The sequence below is a fragment of the Akkermansia muciniphila ATCC BAA-835 genome (genome assembly GCF_000020225.1).
Lineage (GTDB): Bacteria > Verrucomicrobiota > Verrucomicrobiia > Verrucomicrobiales > Akkermansiaceae > Akkermansia > Akkermansia muciniphila.
In genome coordinates, this window is the sequence record NC_010655.1 from 409,992 (window position 1) to 431,013 (window position 21,022).

Genomic DNA, 21,022 nt, shown 5'->3' on the forward strand with positions numbered 1-21,022 from the left:
ACAGGCCATTTATTCCAGAAAAGAAAAAACCGTGCCGCAACCGGATGCGGCACGGTGTGAAGTCAGATTGGAGGAATTAATATTCCACCACGGGGGCATCCTTCCACAGGGTGTCCATTCCGTAGAATTCGCGCGTTTCCTGCCCCATGATGTGAACCATCACGTCAATGTAGTCCACTACGGACCACAATGCCACAGGCGTATCTTCCACATAAGTGGGGAGGGCTCCCGCCTTTTCCCGGACGGCTTCTTCCAGCTCCCGGATGACGGCGCGCAGATGGGGGACGGACAACCCCGTGCACACTACCATGAAATCCGTCAGGGAAGACATGCCCCGCAAGTCGTACACCCGCACATTTTCGGCCTTGGCGTCATCCGCGGCGCGGGCGCACATCCTGGCCAGTTCCATCGCATCGTTGGCTACCATATTCGATTCGTTTCTATTGAATTATTTCTTTTCTCCGCCGTCCTTGCCGAACTCATCAACGGGATTGTAGGAGAAGGGGGCCCGTTCCGCCTGTTCCAGTTCCTCTTCCATCTTCCGTTCTTCAGCGCCGTCCGCGCGGGTCTCTTCAGCTTCTTTCTTCTCGTTATGGCCGGAATCATCCTTCCCGGGCTGTTCCTCCACTTCGGAAGGCATGGGGGGCGGAGTCACCCTGGCGGGAGGGTTTTTCATTTCCCCGTATTCCAGAATATCCATGACCTGGGAACCTTCCAGCGTTTCAAACTCCATCAGGGCCTCCGTCAGAATGTCCAGCTTGTCCCGGTTTTCCGTCAGGATGGCCATGGCGCGTTCATAAGCGCTGTCCACCAGGAAGCGGACTTCCGAGTCAATCAGCTCCGCCGTGGATTCGGAATAATTGCGGGAACGCGTCCCCAGGTCGCGGGCAATATAAACTTCTCCCTGGTGTTCTCCGTACTCAATCAGCCCCAGTTTTTCGCTCATGCCGAATTCGCACACCATGCGCCGCGCCAGGTTGGTGGCGCTCTTGATGTCTCCGGTAGCACCGCTGGTCACATCACCAAAAACGATTTGTTCGGCGCAGCGCCCGCCCATCGCCACGACGAGCTGGTCCAGCATTTCGGACCGGAGCTGGTGCATCTTGTCGTCGGAAGGAAGCCACATGGTCATGCCGAGGGCCCCGCCGCGGGGAACAATGGTCACCCGGTGCAGCGGCTCGCTGTGCGGTGTTTTCAACAGGCAGATGGCATGCCCCGCCTCATGCACGGCAGTAATGCGGCGCCCCCGTTCGTTAATCGCCAGGCTGCGGCGTTCACGCCCCCAGCTGACCTTGTCGCGGGCTTCTTCCAATTCGGCCTCCGTAATCTCCTTCAGCCCCTTGCGGGCGGCCAGCAGGGCGGCTTCATTGACCAGGTTGGCCAGCTGGGCACCGGAAAAGCCGGACGTGCCGCGGGCAATCCGCTCAAAGCTGACTCCGGGCGCCATCTTCACTTTTCTGGCATGCACCTGCAGGATCTGTTCGCGCCCCCGGACGTCCGGCAGGTTCACCACCACCTGCCGGTCGAAGCGGCCGGGACGCAGCAGGGCCGGGTCCAGAATGTCCGCACGGTTGGTGGCGGCAATCACGATTACATTGGAGTTGTTTTCAAAACCGTCCATCTCCACCAGCAGGGCGTTCAGCGTTTGTTCCCGCTCGTCATTGCCGCCGCCCATGCCGTAACCGCGCTGGCGGCCCACGGCGTCAATTTCATCAATGAAAATCAGGCTGGGCGCCGTCCTTTTGGCCTGTTCAAACATATCGCGGACACGGCTTGCCCCCACCCCCACGAACATTTCCACAAAATCCGAGCCGCTGATGGAATAGAAGGAAGCGTTGGACTCCCCGGCAATGGCACGCGCCAGCAGAGTCTTGCCCGTACCGGGCGCCCCGACCATCAGCACGCCGCGGGGAATGGTGGCGCCCAGATCGCGGAATTTTTCCGGATTGCGCAGAAACTCCACCAGTTCCCACACTTCCTCCTTGGCTTCGCTGATACCGGCCACATCCTTGAACGTCACCTTGTTCTTGTCCGGGGAGATGAGGCGCGCCCGGCTTTTGCCGAAGCTCATGGCCCCCCGGGCCCCGCCGCTCTGCGCGCGGAACATGAAGAACAAAATCACCAGAATGAGCACGATGGGCAGCAGATTCAGCAGAATGCCGCCCCAGGAACCGGATTCACGCTTGAACTTCGTATCCGGCCCCAGCAGCTGCTTGACGCGGTCTCCCTGGAACTCCAGGGTAAAAGGCACTTCCACACGTTCAAAACGCTGTTTGTCCACGGAGGCGTCTCCCGTAGCCGCGGGCCAGATGCGGGTGACAATCTGTCCGACCAGCACGTTCTGGTTGCCGTCTTCCGCCAGGATGATGCCGTCCTTTCCTCCGGCGATGCGGCCTTCCAGGGCCAGGCGGTTGAATTCTGGCACGGAAAGCTTCTGAGCTCCCTCAGGAATGAGGGAAACATTCTTTCCCTCTTCCGTCCGGTACGGGCTCTCCACCACCCTGTAGCCGGAAAGTTCATTCAGCAAAGGCTTGTCGCGGTCCGGAAGGGACATGGAATAAGTCAGCGCAAAGGGGGTCATTTCCACCTTCGGCTGAATTTCCTTCCTGTACACCAGCGCGTGAATAACGCCTTCGGAACCGTTCTCGCTCAGCACCACTTCCACGGGGGCCTTGGGGTCGTTCAGCACCACGCGCCCCGCCTTATACTGGGCTTCAAAGGATTCCAGATTTTCCTTGCGGGGGCCCAACCCGAAAGATTCAGGGGTGAAAAAGCCAAACGCAAGGACGCCTACAATGAGAAGTACCATGACCCACACGCCCCAGTTGGGGGATTCGGGCCTGCCGGAGCCGGGAAATTTGGGAGGACGGGGAGGACTGGGTGGCATTCTGTCAGACATAATGTGGTTAGCACACAGAAGTTAATGAATAGGGCGGCATGATACGCGAGTCCTTGTAAAATAAAACTTTTTTCCGAGACATGCCATACAGCCGCCGCAGAACGGGCCCGCACCGTTCCGGGCCGGGGCTCTTCCCGGCAATAAGGCCTTAACCGGCGCAGGCCTCATTCCCGCTTTCTTTTTCTGCGCCGCCCCTCATGGTTCGCGCTTTCTCCGTTCATGCGCTGCCGGAGACGCCGCTTCCACTGGGGCATCCTTTCTTCCGCCGGGGCCGCATGGGAACCGGCATCTTCCCGGCTCTTTTCCTGCCAGGCCCCCTCCTCCTGCGCGTTCAGCCGCTCCCGCCGCCTCTGCTCCTGGATTTCCGCCAATTTTCTGGCGCGGCGGATTTCCACCCGCTTGCTCACCTCCCCGTGGGCGGAGGTCACGCGCCAGGGGCCGATGCGGCGGGGATAGGTAATGGGTGCGCAAACCAGTTCCGCATCCAGAAAACGCATGGACCCCACCAGCAGGTTCTTGACATTCGCCAGCAGGCCGCCGTCCGTCCAGACGCCGCCCATGCCCATTTCCAGCAGAAAAGCCAGATGCAGCGTCTCCGCTCCCGAGGCCTGAATGGAAAAATCCCTCAGGGAAATGCCCTCCGCCGGCTCCTCGTCCGGAGCGGCCACGGAAGCGGCCCGGAGGAGGAACATCGTATCCCGAACCTTGCGGCTCAGGGCGCAGACCAGTTCCCCCACCTTGGGCCGAGCGTCAAAACGGTAATCCTTCACTTCCACCAGCCACAGATCCCGGCGTTCCGGATGATACAGCAGAAAATCCATTTCCTTGCATCCCCCGCAGAAATTCTGCGCCTGCCGGGCATAATAATCCGAACATTCAATGCGGCACACCACGTAGCCTTCATCGATCCAGAAACGGTGGACACCCTCCACGTAATAAGCTTTTGACGGCTTATGACTCATAACTCAGCTTCAAATACCTGTCCGCCTGTTCGATTTCCGCTTCAAGAGACTCGACAGGTCCCACGTCCTCCAGGGATTCCCCCCAGGACACCCTTACCCCGGAACGTTCCCCCCGCGGCACGCTCATCCCGAAAAACTTTCTCTGCACCATGGCATTGCGGGGTTCGGAAAGCTGAATCATCAGCTCCCGCAGCAGGAACAGGCTGTGGGAGGACAAAATAACCTGCACCCCCGTCTTGGCAAGCCCCGTCAGGGTTTTCACCAGCACGGGCAGGTGGGAGGCGTTCAGATTCATTTCCGGTTCATCCCAAAACAGGACGGAACCTTTTTTCACGGAACCGTTCCGGATCAGGTAGCTCAGCGTTCCCAGCCTTTTGAATCCTTCCGCCACCAGGCTCATTTCTATCGGCTGCTGTCCGGGACGCTGCAAAAAGAACCGCCCGTCACGCTTCACCACCTTCCCCCCGATGATTTTTTCCAGCCTGGCAACCACGCGCCCGGCATCCGTACTGATGGGCTCCGCTTCCGCCTCCATATCCAGATAACGGCAGAGGTCCCAACTGCCGCCGTCCAGAAATTCGGGGAATCTGCTTCCCACCTGCACAAAACTCGGATAAATGGTCAGCACCTCCCGCGCTGCCAGGAACACCACCGGCACGTTCAGAAAACGCCGGGGCATTTCCCGGATGCTCAGCCCCTCCTCTTCATGCCCCGCCTGGAAATCAAACACCAGGTTCCCCATGCCCTCCGGCACGCCGTCCCCCTCCATGGAGGCCTCCACGCGCGCATGGGCGTTTCCCCGGTTCCGGGCCGTCAGCCCGGCCAGCCCGCGGGACGCGAACACCCGCATCAGGTCTTTTCTGAGCCGCTGCTCCTCCGCCCATTTTTCCGGCAGGGATTTTCTCCCCCCGTCAGCGCTCCACTTGGCCACGGTATAGCATAATTTCAGCAAATGGCTTTTGCCGGAATCATTGCCTCCCACCACCACATTGATTCCCGGAACAAACTCAAAATGCTCTCTCCCGGGAAACACCGTCACGCCGCTCACCAGTAGGTCATGTATCATACCGTTCCCAATGTAGCACAGAAGCGCAGGCCGTAAATGACAAAAGCCGCCAGCTGCCGGCCACCGGGGAGCCTGCCGGAAAAACACCGGAAACAACGGGGAAAACGCATACGGCCGCAGCACCGCCCCATCCCCCGCAGGTTCCGGACATACCCGGAAGGCGGCGCATTTTAGGCTTCCCATTGCCGGGCGCCTTATTAAAGTAATCCGTATGAGCGCACAATGGATCACCGCCAAGGAATACACGGACATCAAGTATGAAACAACGGACAACGGCAGCATCGCAAAAATCACGATCAACCGCCCCCACGTCCGCAATGCGTTCCGTCCCCTGACCGTGCATGAAATGCTCAACGCCCTGAACGCCGCTCATGAAGACCCCAAGGTGGGCGTGGTCATCCTGACCGGGGAAGGCCCGGACGCTTTCTGCTCCGGAGGCGACCAGAAAGTGCGCGGAAATGCCGGCTACATCGGTGAAGACGGCGTGCCGCGCCTGAACATTCTGGACGTGCAGCGCACCATCCGCACCATGCCCAAGCCCGTCGTCGCCATGGTGGCCGGATACGCCATCGGCGGAGGTCACGTCCTCCACGTCGTCTGTGACCTCACCATTGCCGCGGACAACGCCAAATTCGGACAGACAGGGCCCAAAGTGGGCTCTTTTGACGGAGGCCTCGGCTCCTCCTACCTGGCGCGCATTGTGGGCCAGAAAAAAGCGCGGGAAATCTGGTACCTGTGCAGGCAGTACGATGCCCGGCAGGCGCTGGACATGGGCCTGGTCAATACCGTGGTTCCCCTGGAGGACCTGGAGGAGGAAACGCTCTCCTGGTGCCGCCAGATGCTCCGCCACAGCCCTCTGGCCCTGCGCTGCCTGAAGGCATCCCTGAACGCCGACTGCGACGGGCAGATGGGCCTGCTGGACCTGGCCGGCAACGCCACCCTGCTCTATTATATGAGCGAGGAAGCGAAGGAAGGCAAAAACGCCTTCGTTGAAAAACGCGCTCCGGATTTTTCCAAATTCCCCAGACTTCCGTAACCTCCCCCTCCTCCGCACCATGGCACCCAGCTCCGACAATGAAGGCGCCCCCCGGAACGGCACCGCCGGCAGGGAATCCCTGCGCGACCTGCCGGAACATGAAAACATCGTGGAGCATTTCTACGATCCGGAAGATCAGGGCTCCCGGGAAAAACCCGTCCGTGAAAAAACGCCTTTCTCCCTGATAGGCAATCTCATCTTCCTGCTGACCATAGCCATTCTGGCCGCTATTGCCTGGCTGGTTTACTCCTCCTGGTGCCCGCAGAAAACGGACGACCTGCCCGGCTTCCGCCAAAGGGAAAACGCCCCGGATATCCCCAGAATCCTGAAACAGGCCATCAACAGGGACGCCTCCGTCTCGTTCTCGGAAGAAGACATCAACCGCTACCTGGCTTCCTCCATCCATCCCCAGCAGCACGGCACCCTGGCCATCTTCGCCACCAACCCGGCGGCTGGCATCCGTCTGCACGGCGGCAAGGAACGGCCGGACGGAACCATCGGGGAAGGATACATGGAAATCATCATCGAACGCTATACGGGCATCGACTCCCGCCAGACGATTTCCCTGTTCCTGACGCCCTTCCAATCCCTGGATCCGCACAATTACATGGCGGTGCAGACCCGCTTCGAATTCTACAATGACGAAACGCTGCCGGGAGGAATCCACGTGGGGGGCACCATCGGCAGCCTTTCCGTTCCCCAGGGTTACATGATTTTTCTCCTGCCCGCGTTTGAAAACCTGCTCCAGGCCTACCTGCCGCTTATCCACATGATTGAAGAAAGCGGCATGGGCATCCATATCAGTGAAGGCAGGCTGAACCTGACGCCTCCGCAAAAGCGCACGCTGTAGCGGAAGACCGCAGGGCCTTCCGCAATCACCGGATGCCCTGCCGGGCAATGCCCCCTTCCGGCCCCGGCATTCAATTTTTCTCCAGATCCCTGACCATCAAAGTCATATACTCCTCAGGCCAGGAATGGGTAATCTGACCCGCATCATTGAAAACCGCCACCAGGCGGATGGAATCCCTCCCATCTGAAAGCACCAGCACGGTTTCATCCTTTTCAAAATCATAACGGGGCTTGCCCAATTTGAATGCCGCACTCCTGCGGTCCGTCCTCAGCCACGCGCGCGCCTGCTCCATCGTCAGGCCACGCAGCGCCCGGGCATCCCTGAAAACGCGCCGCGCCGCATTCATCGCCGCAGGGCTGGAAACCACCATGCCATCCCGGAACGGGCGGGTTCCCCACATGCGGTCAATATCCCGGTCCAGCGCGCCGCCCATCCCCCCGGAAAGGAAAAACACGGCTGCGGGCCAAGCCAGGAAAATACCCGCAGCCCATATTGCCAGCCGTTTGCGGCTTCTGGAAAGAGCCGCTATTCCCTGGGCTATTTTCCCCCATTTTTCTACCAGTTCCCGGTCCGCATGCCCGAACAGGAAATTCACCTGCCTGCGTTCTATGCCGCCCCGCAGTTCAGCCACCGTCTTTCCCTTTTCGGGCGCCAGATCCTCCAGCGTAGGGCTTCCTTCCACGAAGTGGCGGAAAATCCTGGGCCACAGCACGGGAATAACCGCAAACCGGATTGCAAGCAGAACCAGGCTGCCCACCAGGCAGCCGCTTATCAACAGAATGTCAAACGAACGGCTGAAAAAATAGTCCGGATTCCACATCCAGATAAAAGGAGCCGCCAGATACATCCCCAGGGAAAATAGGCACCATGACCAGACTATGGCGGAAAAACGGCTGGCCGCCACAACCACCCCCAGCAGGAACAAAAAGGCCCCCAGGGCAATTCCCCACGGAAACGCCCCGTAAATGGCGGCCGGAAAAGCCAGAATCATCAATGCCGTACCCGCGGGCTGCCGAACTTTTTGCATATCCGGAACATAGCACAAGCCCTTGAAAGCATCAAGAAAGGAAGCCCCCGCAGTCACACAGGGACTGTTCATCCTCCCCCGCCTTACTTCAGCCAGCCATATTCCATGATGAGGGCCGCTTCCACCTCCGCATTCTTGGAAGCTTCATTATCCAGGTCAGCATACATTTTCCTGATATCCTTCCTCTGTTCCAGATATTCATCTCCGGAAACGGATAATCTGGACTCCTTGAACGCGATTTCCTTCATCAGCACCCCCTGCCAGAGCTCAAACCTCCTGCGGCTCTCCAGCAACGCGGCTATCTTGATACGCCGCCGCTGCAGTTCCATCACCACTTCGCGCTGCAGCAGTTCGTGGCTTTCTTTGGCCGACTTATACTGGAACCAGGATGTCAGGCGCGTATCCAGTTCTTCCCGCAGGCTCATGTTCACCTTCATATCGCCCGCTCCCGCAAAAAAACCGCCGTACGTCCCGCCCGTGCTGGAAAACAGGGTTGGGCTGTAAAAATTAATATCCACGGACGGGAAGAACTTCAGTTTGGCATTCAGCACCTGGAGGCGGGAAGCTTCCAGCTCCATGGCCACCATCGTCACCACCAGCAGATCCAGCTGCCGGGACGCCGCCCTGTACCTGCCCCAGTCCAGCCTGGGCATCGTTTCAGGGTTCACCAGCCACCGGGCGTCCATATTCCCCAGCAACACGGCAAACCCCTGGGAAATCTCATTCAAATTCCGCTCCCGTTCCAGGTCCAGCTTCTTTTTCTGGACGCCATCATCGTCATAAGGCAGGGAGCTCAGCTGGTTATTGTAGCTGATCTGCGCGTTCCGGTAGGAAAGCACCTGCTGGTACAATCTGGCCACCAGCTCCCTTTTTTTCATCTCCAGCGTCTTTTCCGCCGTATAAACAGCCGCCTTGGCGGAATAATAATCAAACGGGATCTGGGTGAGGGACGGCATGTTGAACAGAATGTTCGTATTGTATTCCACATCGCTGGCCGTCACCCTGGCCAGGTCGCTCAATTCCTTGGTCAGCATCCAGTCCAGATTGACTCCGGGGATAATCTGGGTAAAAACATTAACGACGGAACGTTTCGTCGTCTTGAGGGACTGCTCCGATTTTTTCAAGTCAATGTTCCGCTCCATCATCATCGCCAGGGCCTGGTGCCATGAGATTTCCTTCCGCGGCAGCTGCCGCCAATCGGGAACGGCATCCATCCTGGCCATCAATTCCCCCGCCTTTTTTTCCATGTGCCTGTCCACGGAGCAGGAGGCGCATACCGCCGTACAGAGGCAGAAGCACAACGCAGCCCTCAGCCATGCCCTTTCAAACAGGGAAAACAGGAAAGAACGGACAACAGGAGGAAACGGGAACATACAGGCCCCTTGTTACATAGCTTCTGCCCCTGAAAAGTCAAGCATCAACACGGCAGGAGGGGAAAGAAGGAAAAAGAAGTCCTGGAGCGCAGGGAATTCGGTTTTTCCTTTCCCCGTGTAAAAAATACCTCCCTCCTGATTCCTATCTTGACAAATCATGTGTGATATCACAGTTTATCGGAAAATTATTATCCTTTTATGATGCGTCCTTTTCTTACCTCTTTGTCCGCGGCCTGCTGCTCCCTCGGCATTCTTACGCTGGCCCAATGCGGCGGAAGCAGTTCCGATGCCGAGGGCCTGGCGCCCTCCACCATCGGCAGCAAGGTGTTAAACATGCAGGTAACAGGCATTACGGATGCCGCCATAACGCTTCCCGCCATTTTTGACATGACCACCGGTGACAACGGGGCATTCATCATCCAGACGCAAGGGGAAAACATGAACATGTGGAACGGGGCAGGCATTTATTCCTACACCAAAACCGGGAAAAACACTGCGGAGCTGAGCCTGTCCTACAACAGAAACAGCGGTTCGTCCTCGGAACCCAACACCCTCATGAGCACCATCAGGATTCCCCAGTTAACCTTTGAAAACGCCACCCATGCTTCTTCCGGGGAAGGCGGCGCCAGCATTTCCTACATGCAAGCGCAAGACAGGACACCCATCCCCATCGACGGCATCACCATCAGCGTCAACATCATATCCCAGTCATAAAAAAATTCTTTCCTTTATCCATCAAATCATGAATTCCCGCCTTTATATTCCCGCTTTAATTACTCTCGGGCTTGGGCTCCTCTCCGGCTGCGGCGGATCCAGTTCCAGCGAACAGGCCTATCTTCCCATTGGTCTTCAGCGCACGTTGGACATCACGCTTCAGGACGGCAAGCCTTACGTCTTCTCCTTCATCATCGCCTCAGAAAGCACCGCCACCATTTACACCGGAACCAGCCCGGCCGCCTCAACGGCATCCCTTCATGTCGTCAACTACAAACCAGCTTCCGACTCTGCGGAACAAATAGGCTTTTACTGGTCGTCCAATGACGGGGAAACAACCAGCAATCTGGATGCCCTCGTTGTCCTGTATAATCCCCAGAATATTTCCAAAGGCATCGGTTCTGCCACCTGCAGCGTCAGAGACGCCGAATATACTGAAACGGAAACCCAGCAGGATAACTGCCAGGCGGTCATCAGGGATTTCAGAGTGCCCCCCAGCTCTGATCAATAAGCCCTTTCTTCCTACCTCCCTTCCCGCCCCCATGGCGGGAAGGGATTTTTTTATCCATTATCTCTTCCTGCCGGAACAGAGACGGCCTTTCCCCCAGACCGCCGGCAAAGGCGGACATGCCGGAACGCAGACAAAACCGGGAACAGCCCCGAAGCCCCATCACTTACTTAAGCACTTTCCCTATGGGGCGGCAGGCGGAAAAGGCAACCGGAATGGAGGAAAGAAGAACACACCCCGCCAGGGAAATTCCCAGCAGCCACAAATCCTGCCGTATATCGGCATAAGTCAGGACGGAGTTTCCCAGCTTAAAGAATTCCCCCAATACGATTCTCTGGGTTTTCATGAACGCCCAGACGGCTCCCGCAAAGGAAACGCCAATCAGAAACGCGTTTTCCACGATAAACGCCATAATCAGCAGTACAGGACGCACCCCGAAGCTCTTCATCAGCGTATAGACATATTCATTCTGACGGAATTCCATGGATGCCAGGGCTGTAAGCAGAATGCCGACGATCACGGCGATGCCGAGGGAAAACCCAGTCCTGCACTCCGTCTGGTTGCCCATCAGCACTTCCAGCCTGTCAAGCAGCCCTACGTGAGTCTGAACCATGGTCATGCTGCCGTCATAACGCACCATGTTGTTCAGCACTTCTTCTATGCCCCGAATGCGGGCCGCCGTCATTTCATGCACCCGGATGATGTAGCGGCAATTTTCCACGGGGACCTCCTGTCCGGAACTGAAAGTTCCTTCCGGGGCCAAAATGACTCCGGAAGGATACAGCCTGCCCAGCAAATGACCCTCCGGCAGAGGGGAGGCATTCAGGGAAAAATCAAAATCCGCTATGGTAACCGTACAAGGCCCCGCCTGCAACGGGCTCCGGGAGGGATTGTACAGGAGGACGGTAGCCACGTCCTCCAACCCAAGCGCGGAAAGAAAGGAACAGGACTCCATGTTGTATTCCAGGATGGGGAATACTGTCTTGCCCACGCGCGCCACGCCCGCACGGGCATCATTCAGCACCAGGACGTCGCAGCCATACAGGGAAGGCAGTTCATGCTGCAGCAAATTTTTCTTGGAAGGCTCACCGTCGCGCACGGTATCAAAAACAATAATCAGGTCCGCCCCGTTCTTCCTGATTTCATCATGCAGCATTTTGGCGGAGAGGACATAATTGGCGAGAAAAGAGAGCGCGCACAGGGAAAGGAAGAAGGCCACCAGAATCCGTGAAAGGGGGCTGGCCGGGCGTTCCTTCCAACGGTGGAGAGTATCTTTAAAGAGATACAGACAGGTTAAAATCAATGATTTCATGGGTCAGGTCAAACAGCCGGGAATCATGCGTGCTCAAAATGCAAATTTTGTCAGCAGGGTACTCCCTGATCAAATTTTTAATGATTTCCGTATTACCGTCATCCAGGCCGGAAGTAGGTTCATCCAGCAGCAGCACATCGGAATCCTTCATCATCGTGCGGGCAAGAGCCGCCCGCTGGGCCTGGCCGCCGGACAAGCTCCCCGCCTTTTTATGCCTCAGAGATTCCAGGCCCAGGCGGGCAATCAAATCATCCGCCCTCCGCGTCCACTGCTTTTTAGGCAGCATAGCCATTTCCGCGCATAATTGAAGGTTTCTCTCCACCGTAGCGAGGGGAAGGAGATTGAGCCCCTGGAACATGTAACTTACCTCCTTGCGTCGGTAGAGGGAATCCGCCCGAACCTTACGGCGGGGGGTAATCACGCGCCCGCGCTGCGGGCTCAGATAACCCGCCAGAATCTTTAACAGCGTCGTTTTCCCGCATCCGGAATACCCCTTCAAAATGGTGATTCCGGAAGTGAACACCCTGTTGTAATTTTCAAAAATCCACTGCTTGCCTGAATAACTGAAACAGACTGATTCGCACAGCAATTTCATTTTTTTCGAACAATCAATTCCGTTTCCCCATTCACCACCAGCTCCAGGTCCGGATGCACTTTTTCCAGAAGTTCCTGCCAGGACGAACATTTTTTTCCCTCCGGCAGGGAAGCCAGCCTCACCTTGTTGAGATGAAACACTTCTCCCTGCGGCATGTAATAAAGACGGGCCGTGCAGTTGGAACCCAGCATGGAATGGGCGCGTGCATGCTCCTGACGGGGCAAACGGAAAAAATACGCCAGCAATTCCCCGCCTCCGGAAACATTCTTCTCCACCCGCTTGAAGGCAAAAACCCCCTTCAGGGCGGAACCGTCGCCCAGAGGGACGGACAGGGAAAGGGATTCCGGCGGCAGATTCGTCAAATCAGGGTCCGAAATGGAAATGGTCAGATAATAAGAGGAGTCATCGCACACGGTCGCAATCGGGGACGCGGCGTCCATGTAAAGGGCTACGCTGTTATCCGGCGGAATGGAAAACTGGTACTGCAGCTTCCCGTCAAAAGGCATTCTGAGGATATATTTTTCCTCCTTCTTGCGAAAATCCAGACGCGGCTTGTCCTCCACCAGGGACAACTCCCTTTTGGAAAGCTCAATCTTGTCTTTCAAAGCCCGGATGGCCCTTTCCCCGCCTTCCGCCCGCTTGCTGGCATATTGCCGTTCCTCCCTCGACAGGGAAGAGTAGAATTCTATCTCTTCAAGCTGTTTTTCCAGCTTTGACAACTCTTCCTCCTTGGCGATGCGGTCCTTCAGGATTTTGACCTCCAGCTCCTTGCGCTCCAGCTCAATTTCATCTTCATTGACCGTTGCAATAATGGTATCCTTCTGAACGCGCCCGTCCGCAGGAATCCAGTTGCTGACAACTCCATCGGCCGGCATGACAAAGGAGCGCAGCCTTTCCGGGACGATCTTGGCGCGGAAAGTCTTGATGAAACAGGCATCTTTCGATGCCGCCATATCAGCCCCCCCGCCGGCCGATTCCGCATTCCAGACACAAAGAGCCAGCCCCGAGCACAGCCAGATGCCCCAAAGACATTTCTTTGCCCTTCCGACCATAATTTCAAACAGGCCTGCCCCCCCCGTTTCACGGCAGCAAAGCCCCGTCATAAATGATCAGAACTCAGGATACCGTGTAACTCACCGTTCCTTCCGTAGCGGTCCAGTCCTGCGCTTCAACCTCGCCTTCATCATTCTCAACGGGAACCTGGTAAGTGATGGAACCGGTGAACGTCCCGCCGCAGCTCTCACGTTCATTGGAGGAACTGAAGGAAATATTAGCATCTATAAAGGCCTTGTCCCTGTTTGTCACGACAATCGGGCCCGGAGCCGTCCACTGCCCGGAAGTAATCGTGAAGTTCCCCCTCAGAATAGCGGATGATCCCGTCCTGCGGTACACTACGGAAGCAATGTTCATAGGAGCACTTTCATTGCTGCTTGCCGCATTAATGCTTACCTGGGGAAGGTCCGAACCATTGCCCGTCAATTTGACGATAATATTCCACGGCCCTAGCCCATCTTCCGTGGAAAGAGAAGCGCTCAAGTCCAGCATGGTGCCGGAAGGAAGGCTTTCCCCGTCACCGCTGCTGCCGCTGCCTCCGCAGGAAAAGAGTCCAAGGGACAAGGCTGCCGCGGAAAGGGAAGATAATACGCACCTGTTCGTCAATCGGGAAAACATAAAGAAAAAGATTTTCTTCAAGGATAGTGATTCCGTCCGGCGCGTCAACACATAAATAAAAGAATATTTGGAGGGGCCTTCCGTTTTTTTTGCGGGATGCACCGGGGCTTACGGCCCGCTGCCATTCCCCGGACGTGCACGCCGGATTTTCCGCTTTGCGGCGGAAAATCCAGACGCCAATCCCCGCAGGCCGCAAACGTCATCCGGCCTTTTCCAGCCTGCGCTTGAGGACGCGGCCCGTGACCAGCAGGGGGGCAGCCCCCATCAGGAACAGGAACAGGGAATCCTTCCATGGGGTGGGAACCGTTCCGTCATCCGCGCTGTATCCGGAATCCCCCGGGGACAGGCCGGAGCCTCCCCAGGGCAGAGGCTGGCGGCGGGCCAGAAAAATTTCCGGCCTGTCCAGGGCATCCCGGCTGACACGCTGGATTTCGGCAGATTCATCCAGCATCACAACGCGGTCATTGACATAGAAGGATTTAACGGACGGACGGTCCTTACCCAGGAGTTCCAATTCCGCAATAGTCCGCCTGTAGCTTTTTTCCGAACCGCCAAGGGCTGCCCTCCTCACCTGCCGGACAGCGGCTTTGGCCTGTTCCGGCCCCTCCGCTCCAATAGCGGCAATGTGGAGCAGCGCCATCTTGAGCAGCTTGAATTCTTCAAATTCCCTGTCGTCCAGATGAGGGCGTTCCTTCAGGTCGTCCACTTTCTCCTGGATGGTTTCACGCTCCCTCTCCCATACATTTTTGGACGCCTGGTCCACCACCATCGTTTCAAAAGAGTAGCGCAAAGGGCAGAATTCCGCCACCAGCGGCACGCGCCCCGGCTTAAGACGCCCGTGTTCATCCGTACGGTGGGCGGACCATGGGATGAACTGGTTCATTTCATCAAAGCGGACAATGGCTCCGGCCATCAATATCTGGGGAATCAGAAGCAGAGGCACCATGTTAAGCGCCGCCCTCTCCGTCCTGGCGAAGACGGAAACCAGCAGGGACAGGCTCACGCCGACAAAGGCCGTCAGGGTCATCGTCCCCAGGTAAATCAGGAACATTTCATGGATTTCCAGAATGGAGTTCCCCACCCAAAGAAACAGGGCGGACTGCACGGCGGAAAGCCCCGTCAACACCAGCGCCTTTGCCAGCACATAACCGGTCACAAACACCTTGGCATTGCTCTCCCTCTTGAGCAGGGCACGGTCCTTGAGCACTTCGCTGGCCGCCCCGGTCAGGCCGAAGAACATGGCCACAATGGTCGCCAGGAACAGGTAGGAAGGGATGTGGAGGGCCGTGGCAAACGTATATTCCGGGCTGGAAGAGGCGCGCAGGGTCATGGAAATCAGCAGGGCCAGCACCGGCCCTTCCAGCAGCATGGTGTACAGCCCCATACGGCTCCGCACGCGCCCCAGGAAGGTGCGCACGGCCCAGATGCGGAAAAGCCGCCAGAGCTGTATGACGCTGCGCCTGGGGGCGGGGGGAAATTCCAGCGTGCCTTCATACAGCGTTCTGGGGGCGCCCCCTTCATGATGATGCCCCATCACGTTGCGGAACCGGTAGCCTTCAAAGCGCTCCTGCCACAGGCGGGGGTGCTGCCGCCTGCGGCGGTCGTGCCAGGAGAGGGGGGCTTCCAGCACCTCAAACACGTAGTCCGCGCCTCCGGCCGTTCGAGCCTCCTCGGATACGTCAATAGCCATGTCCGCTGCCGCCTTCCGGAAATACCGCATCATGCCCGGCACGTCCCCCCAGTAAGCCATCTGGCCGCCGTGGTCCAGCACCAGTACTTTGTGGAACTGGTTCAGAATAGCCGTGCTGGGCCGGTGCATGGTGGCGATTACCATTTTGTCGCGGCTCATGTTCTGCATGGTCTGCATGACCAGCTTGGCATCTGACGTGGACAGGCCGCTGATAGGTTCGTCCAGCAGGAAAACATCCGCAATGCCCGCCAGGTCAAGCCCCAGGTTCAGGCGTGTGCGCTCCCCGTCGGAAATGGTGCGGGCGTTCATCTCACCCACGCGGCGGGAGGCGATGTGCGTCAGGCCCAGAAATTTCAAAATAGCGTTCACGCGCCTGACGCGTTCCGACCGGCTCAGCCGCGGACGGCGTATCATGGTGGCCTGAGAGATGTGTTCGGAAACGCTCATGGCCGCATCCAGAATATCTTCCCGGGGAATGAAGGCAATGTAGGGCCGGATAAGATCCGGGGCGCTGTACAGAAGCTGGTTGTTGTAACGGATGCAGCCCCGGGTGGGCGGCAGCTGGCCGGCCAACATGGAGAGCAGCGTGCTTTTCCCGGATCCGCTGGGCCCCAGGATGCACACCATTTCCCCGCGTTTCACGGTCAGGTCAATATTGTCCAGCACGCGCCCGGAGCGCAGGAATTCCTTGGTCACTCCTTCCACGCTGAGGGTTCTGATCGCATGGTATTCTTCATCCAGCACCCCGGCGGAAAAACGGCAGCGCAGCGCGTGGTAGGCATTCAGGTGCACCACGTCCCCATCCCTCAGGGAAACCCTTCCCCGAACAGGCCGGCCATTGAGCAGCAGAGGCATGGAGGCCTCCACCACTTCCAGCCAGCCGGAATTGGTGGCGCTGGAAAAAGAAACCTCCAGCACCGCTCCGGGGGCCAGCCCGGGAGTCAGCAGCATGTCTCCCTTGCGCGCCTTTTCCGGCAGGTTGGTCACCCGCAGTTTGCGGTTTCCGGGATCCAGGCGGAAACGGCGCCCGATGTCCGACATGGAATTCTGCACCTCTCCCATGGAGAAAGGCCCTTCCCCGTCCAGCGTGAAGGAGGAGTAATAAGCCATGCGCACGCTTTCACCGGGGTACAGCCGTCTCCCGTCAACCGCGAATTCCACTTCCGGCCTCAGCACCTCCACCTCGCACGCCAGCCCCATGTTCACGCGCACCTCGCTGGCGCGGGAACGCACCCGGCTGATTTGCAGGGAGCCGCCGTCCAGGGAAATATAGCATACTTCCTGCTTGCCTGAACGCTTGCAGTCCAGAAAAAACGCGAAGTCTTCAAAACTCAGCGGACCGGACGGCAGCAGCACCACCTGCCCGTTGGTCAGCGGCATCACCCCGCCGGGCTGCAAATGGCGCCCGCGCACCACAATGGGGCGGGTGCCGTCATTCACCACCAGCACCAGGCGGGAACACCGGATCAGGCGGAAGGAAATGCCCTTGTCCTGCTCCGGAAGGGATACCTCCGCACCGATGCCGGAGGAAAAACCGACGCTGTACGCCGGTTCCTGGGCTTCCACGTCCGGCGTCATCAGCAGCTGCCTCAGGTGGTTTGCCGTGCCCGGCAGTTCCAGACCGTACGTCACCTGGTCAAACAGCTCCCCTGTCATGCGGGAATCTCCCGTATTGATCAGCAGGGAAAGCACTTCCAGAGCTATCGCCATGCGTTCCGTCTCATCCCTGCCGGAAGCTGCGGAGGCCAGGACATCCGCAACCGTCAGGCTGGCCCTCATGGACCGCTCAAAACGGTTGGAAAGCCAGCGGTGCTCCACTTCCGGGAAAGTATAGCGCAGAATATCCAGAGCGGCGTCCGCATCACGGGCGCTCAAATGGCGGCGTCCGCTTAAAATAGTGGCAAACAAGTCCACCAGCGTTCCGGCATGCACCTTCATGGAGCCGTCGTCACGGCGCAGCCACGGCACGTAGGCGCCCAGCGCCCTGACCAGATTCAGCCTCCAGTGAATCAGCTTGGAAGGAATGTCAAAAAACCATTGGATCATGCCCGGAAACGCGTTGCCGGAACAGTAGTACAGGGATTCCCGCCCCATCTCAAGCGCAACCGGAATTTCACGGAGAAATGACAATATTTTCTACAGCTTTATCTTGCAATAGCTCCGGAGGAAGTATAGTTCTGTCCAATGTTCATGCTTTCCGCGTGAAAGCTAGCCAAATACATCAACATTATCACAACATGGATATTTTAGTTTCTACTCTTTGTGACTTCGCCGCCGACTACCAGGGCAAGCTCTGCATCCAGGGCGGCTTTGACTCCCTGGTCGCCCGCCAGTTCCCGGTCGTGCATCCCGTCTGCGCCGTTGCTCTGCGCATCTGCCTCACTCCTGAAGACGAAGGCACGCACGAACTGGGCCTGAGCATCGTTGATGCCGACGGCACGCCGCTGGACAAGGAACGCATGCCCATCAAGATCAATTTCCCGGTTCCCGCTTTCCCGGAAGGAGCCTCTTTCTTCACCCGCAACCTGATCATGAACTTCCAGGGCCTGCGTTTTGAAAAACCGGGCAACTACTCCATCGACCTGACGGTTGACGGCGAACTCGCCTCCCGCGTACCCTTCCGCGTAGTGCAGGTGCAGGAAGAAGCCGCCCAGGCCTAAGAAACCATCCCCTCTTCCATCAAACCGCCTCCCGTTCATCCGGCAGGCGGTTTTTTATTGGAGCGGCCGTCCGCCCGGAAGTGCGGAACAGGCCGGCCCCGGTTCCATGCACCTGAAAACCTCTGCGCCTGGCCCCGGCCTAAAAAAGGGAGACCGGCTTTTTGCGTCCTCCTTCCCCCTTTTTCATTGCGGTTCCGCACCGGATTGACCATGATACGGGCTGCTCCAACCCGCCATGCACACCGCACGCCTCCAATACGACAGGATTATCATTACGGGCGCATCATCCGGCTTCGGGGAAGCGTTTGCCGGAACGCTGGCCCCCCATACGGCGGAATTGGTGCTCATCGCCCGGAATGAAGCCGCCCTGCGCCAGCTTGCCGCCGCCCTGGAAAAACACCATTCAGGCCTTCATGCCTCCGTCCTTCCCTGCGACCTGGCGGACGAAGCCTCCCTGAATATGCTCATTTCCCGCCTGGACAGCCTTCCTCCGGGAAGAACCCTTCTGATTAACAACGCCGGTGCCGGTGATTACGGAGATTTCTCGGACGGCCGCTGGGAAAAAATTCGTTTTCTACTGCGCCTGAACGTGGAAAGCCTCACCCGCCTGTGCCATGCGCTGGTCCCCTCCATGAAGAGGAACGGAGGAGATATCATCAACCTCAGCTCCCTGGGAGCCCTCCTGCCCATTCCGGATTTTGCCGTTTATGCGGCCACCAAGGCTTATGTTTCCAGCCTGTCGGAAGCGCTGCGGCTGGAACTGCGCGAACACGGCATACGCGTGCTGGTCGTCTGCCCGGGCCCGGTTTCCACGGGTTTCGGAAAAGCGGCGCGCCGCCCCGGCTTTACCGGAAACATGATGCCGGGGCGCAACGCTTTTGACACGTCCGTTGAAACCGTCGTGAAAGACAGCCTCCGTGCCCTGGCCCGCGGACGCGCCCGGGTCTTTCCCGGCATGAAAATACGACTGGCCGCCATACTGCTGGCCGCCGCCCCTCTGGGGCTGATACGCCTTTTCATGGGCAGGCGCCCCCGGAAAGTCCTGCCGGCATCCAATGATTCTCCTTCTTCAGCATCATGAAAGCGCACCGCCGCAGAATACCCCGCCTCACCTGGTTCAAGCTCGCAGTCTGCATCTGCCTGGCAGCCATGGCAGCCTCCCTGTTCACGCCGTACCCCGCCCAGATCATACGCGCCCTGAAAGGGGCGCCGGAACAGGCACCGCCGGATTCCGGAACCTGTCCGCCCCAGAAATCCCCCCCCGCGGAACAACCCGGGCAGGAAGAACAGCCAATAACCGCTGCACCATCCGCCTCCGGAAAGGAACCCGGGGATGAACGGCTGTACACTCCATGGACGCCGGAGCGCACAATCGCCCTCCCCCCGGTGCAGTACCCCCCATTTCCCCCCGTGCTTCCCACAAGGCCTGCGGAAGGGGCCATGACCCATATTTATGAACTGGCCCGCGGACTGAACCTGAAAACGCAGGTTAATTTCCAGCCCGGCACCCTGGCCTCCAGGGACAGGGAAACCAAAAGCAATTACCAGATGACCCTTTCCCTGAACGTCAAACAGCCCAAAGCATTGACGAAAAAGGAAGATATGCTGAAGCTCAATCCGAAACTGGAACCCATGCTTCCCGGCCTGTCCACCCTGTTCAGGCATGCGCGCGTCTCCCCTTACTACGGGCAGATTTACGTCCGCAAACAGACGGAAATCCGTAAAAACCTGGCCTCCCTGCTCAAACTTCTGGACCGCCATAATTATTACGATACGGAGACGATTCTGGAAACCACCTATCCGGACACGGGAAGGAAGCTTCTCTGGCTGCAAAGTGAAATGGATGTTGTTTCCGACGGCTCGGACGGGGACCGGCTGGCCGCCATGCCGGATAAAATCCTGAAAAGCTCCTTCTATCAGCCCAGCACTTCCTACCGCTGGAAAAAGCGCACAGACAAGCCCAATCCCCTGCTCAAACCCTGGCAGCAGAGGCTGGCTTCCTACAAGAAGACGCTGGAAAAAGCCCCCGCCGCGGAAAAAACGGCTCTGCGCCGCAAAATAGACCATGCGGAACGGGTCATTGAGGAACTGAAGCGGTACAGCTTCCTGATCTCAGAATACGATCCGTTCATCGTGGTTCCGCTGGGAGTCGTCAACCAGTCCACTCCCTTCTCCCCGCAGTTCGGGGACTATGCCGTCGTCATCGTGGGAGACAAGTTGTACCCGGCCCTGGTGGGAGACGCCGGGCCGCGCTACAAAACCGGGGAGGGTTCCCTGCGCCTGAGCCGTGAAATCAACCCCAAGGCGGGCCCTTACAGCCGCCCCGTCTCCGACCTGAAGGTAAGTTACCTGATTTTCCCCGGTTCCGCAGAGCCCGAGGCCGGGCCTCTCGACTATGAAAAAATTACGGACAGATGCCGGGAACTTCTCAACGAAATAGGCGGCGTGGGGAAAGGATTCAACCTCCACCAGTGGGAAGACCTGCTGGCGCCCAAGCCACCGCCCGCCCCAAAACCGGAAAGCGGCGGCACAGCGGAAACACCTGCAGATAAGCGGAAAAAGGAGGAAGCTCCCGGAAACAAGCCTGCCCCTGCCCCGGCTCCGCCGGCTTCCCCGCAAACTGCTCCGGCTTCATCAGCCGCAAAAAGCGCCGCATAAG

At 58.1% G+C, this 21,022-nt stretch carries 18 protein-coding genes; 7 read left to right on the forward strand and 11 right to left on the reverse strand.

Going from position 1 to position 21,022, the window contains the following annotated elements; genetic code table 11:
• Positions 1-76 precede the first annotated feature (76 nt).
• The 4 genes from rsfS to AMUC_RS01955 form a co-directional block, all read right to left on the reverse strand.
• The gene (gene rsfS / locus AMUC_RS01940; RefSeq protein WP_012419401.1) at positions 77-427 is read right to left on the reverse strand and encodes a ribosome silencing factor; all 351 of its coding nucleotides are present in this window, start codon (positions 425-427) and stop codon (positions 77-79) included.
• Between the two features lie 21 nt (positions 428-448).
• On the reverse strand, positions 449-2,887 hold the full coding sequence (ftsH, locus tag AMUC_RS11750) for an ATP-dependent zinc metalloprotease FtsH (protein WP_012419402.1): 2,439 nt from the start codon (positions 2,885-2,887) through the stop codon (positions 449-451).
• A gap of 176 nt (positions 2,888-3,063) precedes the next feature.
• On the reverse strand, positions 3,064-3,861 hold the full coding sequence (locus tag AMUC_RS11755; protein ID WP_012419403.1) for a hypothetical protein: 798 nt from the start codon (positions 3,859-3,861) through the stop codon (positions 3,064-3,066).
• A complete protein-coding gene (locus tag AMUC_RS01955; RefSeq protein WP_012419404.1) occupies positions 3,851-4,927 on the reverse strand; it encodes an AAA family ATPase in 1,077 nt (358 codons plus the stop codon). The genes AMUC_RS11755 and AMUC_RS01955 overlap by 11 nt, the downstream gene beginning before the upstream one ends.
• 211 nt (positions 4,928-5,138) lie before the next feature.
• Between AMUC_RS01955 and menB the strand changes: the two genes are divergently transcribed.
• On the forward strand, positions 5,139-5,963 hold the full coding sequence (gene menB, locus AMUC_RS01965; RefSeq protein WP_012419405.1) for a 1,4-dihydroxy-2-naphthoyl-CoA synthase: 825 nt from the start codon (positions 5,139-5,141) through the stop codon (positions 5,961-5,963).
• Between the two features lie 19 nt (positions 5,964-5,982).
• A complete protein-coding gene (locus tag AMUC_RS01970) occupies positions 5,983-6,813 on the forward strand; it encodes a hypothetical protein (RefSeq protein WP_012419406.1) in 831 nt (276 codons plus the stop codon).
• A gap of 70 nt (positions 6,814-6,883) precedes the next feature.
• Here the strand turns inward: AMUC_RS01970 and AMUC_RS11760 are convergent, their stop codons facing one another.
• Together AMUC_RS11760 and AMUC_RS01980 are read right to left on the reverse strand one after the other, a co-directional pair.
• Positions 6,884-7,840 (reverse strand): hypothetical protein, encoded by a 957-nt coding sequence (locus AMUC_RS11760; RefSeq protein WP_143246144.1) that lies wholly within the window; start codon positions 7,838-7,840, stop codon positions 6,884-6,886.
• 83 nt (positions 7,841-7,923) lie between these two features.
• On the reverse strand, positions 7,924-9,213 hold the full coding sequence (locus tag AMUC_RS01980) for a hypothetical protein (RefSeq protein ID WP_012419408.1): 1,290 nt from the start codon (positions 9,211-9,213) through the stop codon (positions 7,924-7,926).
• Between the two features lie 198 nt (positions 9,214-9,411).
• Between AMUC_RS01980 and AMUC_RS01985 the strand changes: the two genes are divergently transcribed.
• The gene (locus AMUC_RS01985; RefSeq protein WP_012419409.1) at positions 9,412-9,927 is read left to right on the forward strand and encodes a hypothetical protein; all 516 of its coding nucleotides are present in this window, start codon (positions 9,412-9,414) and stop codon (positions 9,925-9,927) included.
• Positions 9,928-9,955: 28 nt separating this feature from the next.
• The gene (locus AMUC_RS01990; protein WP_012419410.1) at positions 9,956-10,438 is read left to right on the forward strand and encodes a hypothetical protein; all 483 of its coding nucleotides are present in this window, start codon (positions 9,956-9,958) and stop codon (positions 10,436-10,438) included.
• Between the two features lie 163 nt (positions 10,439-10,601).
• Here AMUC_RS01990 and AMUC_RS01995 read toward each other — a convergent pair whose 3' ends face one another.
• The 5 genes from AMUC_RS01995 to AMUC_RS02020 all read right to left on the reverse strand — a co-directional run bounded on the left by AMUC_RS01995 (position 10,602) and on the right by AMUC_RS02020 (position 17,749).
• Entirely contained in the window at positions 10,602-11,747 is a 1,146-nt protein-coding gene (locus AMUC_RS01995; RefSeq protein ID WP_094137948.1) for a hypothetical protein, read from the reverse strand.
• Positions 11,710-12,342 carry an ATP-binding cassette domain-containing protein gene (locus tag AMUC_RS02000; protein WP_012419412.1) on the reverse strand — a complete coding sequence of 211 codons (633 nt, stop codon included), beginning with the start codon at positions 12,340-12,342 and terminating at the stop codon, positions 11,710-11,712. Before AMUC_RS02000 ends, AMUC_RS01995 begins: the two co-directional genes overlap by 38 nt.
• Positions 12,339-13,295, reverse strand: a complete 957-nt coding sequence (locus AMUC_RS02005) for a hypothetical protein (protein WP_102744002.1) — start codon at positions 13,293-13,295, stop codon at positions 12,339-12,341. Before AMUC_RS02005 ends, AMUC_RS02000 begins: the two co-directional genes overlap by 4 nt.
• A gap of 163 nt (positions 13,296-13,458) precedes the next feature.
• Positions 13,459-13,959: a hypothetical protein gene (locus AMUC_RS02010; protein WP_094137949.1), complete on the reverse strand. Its 501-nt coding sequence runs from the start codon at positions 13,957-13,959 to the stop codon at positions 13,459-13,461.
• Between the two features lie 253 nt (positions 13,960-14,212).
• Positions 14,213-17,749, reverse strand: a complete 3,537-nt coding sequence (locus AMUC_RS02020) for an ATP-binding cassette domain-containing protein (RefSeq protein ID WP_162610403.1) — start codon at positions 17,747-17,749, stop codon at positions 14,213-14,215.
• A gap of 191 nt (positions 17,750-17,940) precedes the next feature.
• Here AMUC_RS02020 and AMUC_RS02025 point away from each other — a divergent pair, with 191 nt between their 5' ends.
• From AMUC_RS02025 to AMUC_RS02035, 3 genes are all read left to right on the forward strand, one after another.
• Positions 17,941-18,363 carry a DUF6941 family protein gene (locus AMUC_RS02025; protein WP_012419416.1) on the forward strand — a complete coding sequence of 141 codons (423 nt, stop codon included), beginning with the start codon at positions 17,941-17,943 and terminating at the stop codon, positions 18,361-18,363.
• A gap of 235 nt (positions 18,364-18,598) precedes the next feature.
• Complete coding sequence (locus tag AMUC_RS02030) at positions 18,599-19,444, forward strand: SDR family NAD(P)-dependent oxidoreductase (RefSeq protein ID WP_012419417.1); 846 nt, start codon at positions 18,599-18,601, stop codon at positions 19,442-19,444.
• Entirely contained in the window at positions 19,441-21,021 is a 1,581-nt protein-coding gene (locus AMUC_RS02035) for a glycoside hydrolase family 75 protein (protein ID WP_012419418.1), read from the forward strand. The genes AMUC_RS02030 and AMUC_RS02035 overlap by 4 nt, the downstream gene beginning before the upstream one ends.
• The last annotated feature ends 1 nt before the right edge of the window (position 21,022 follow it).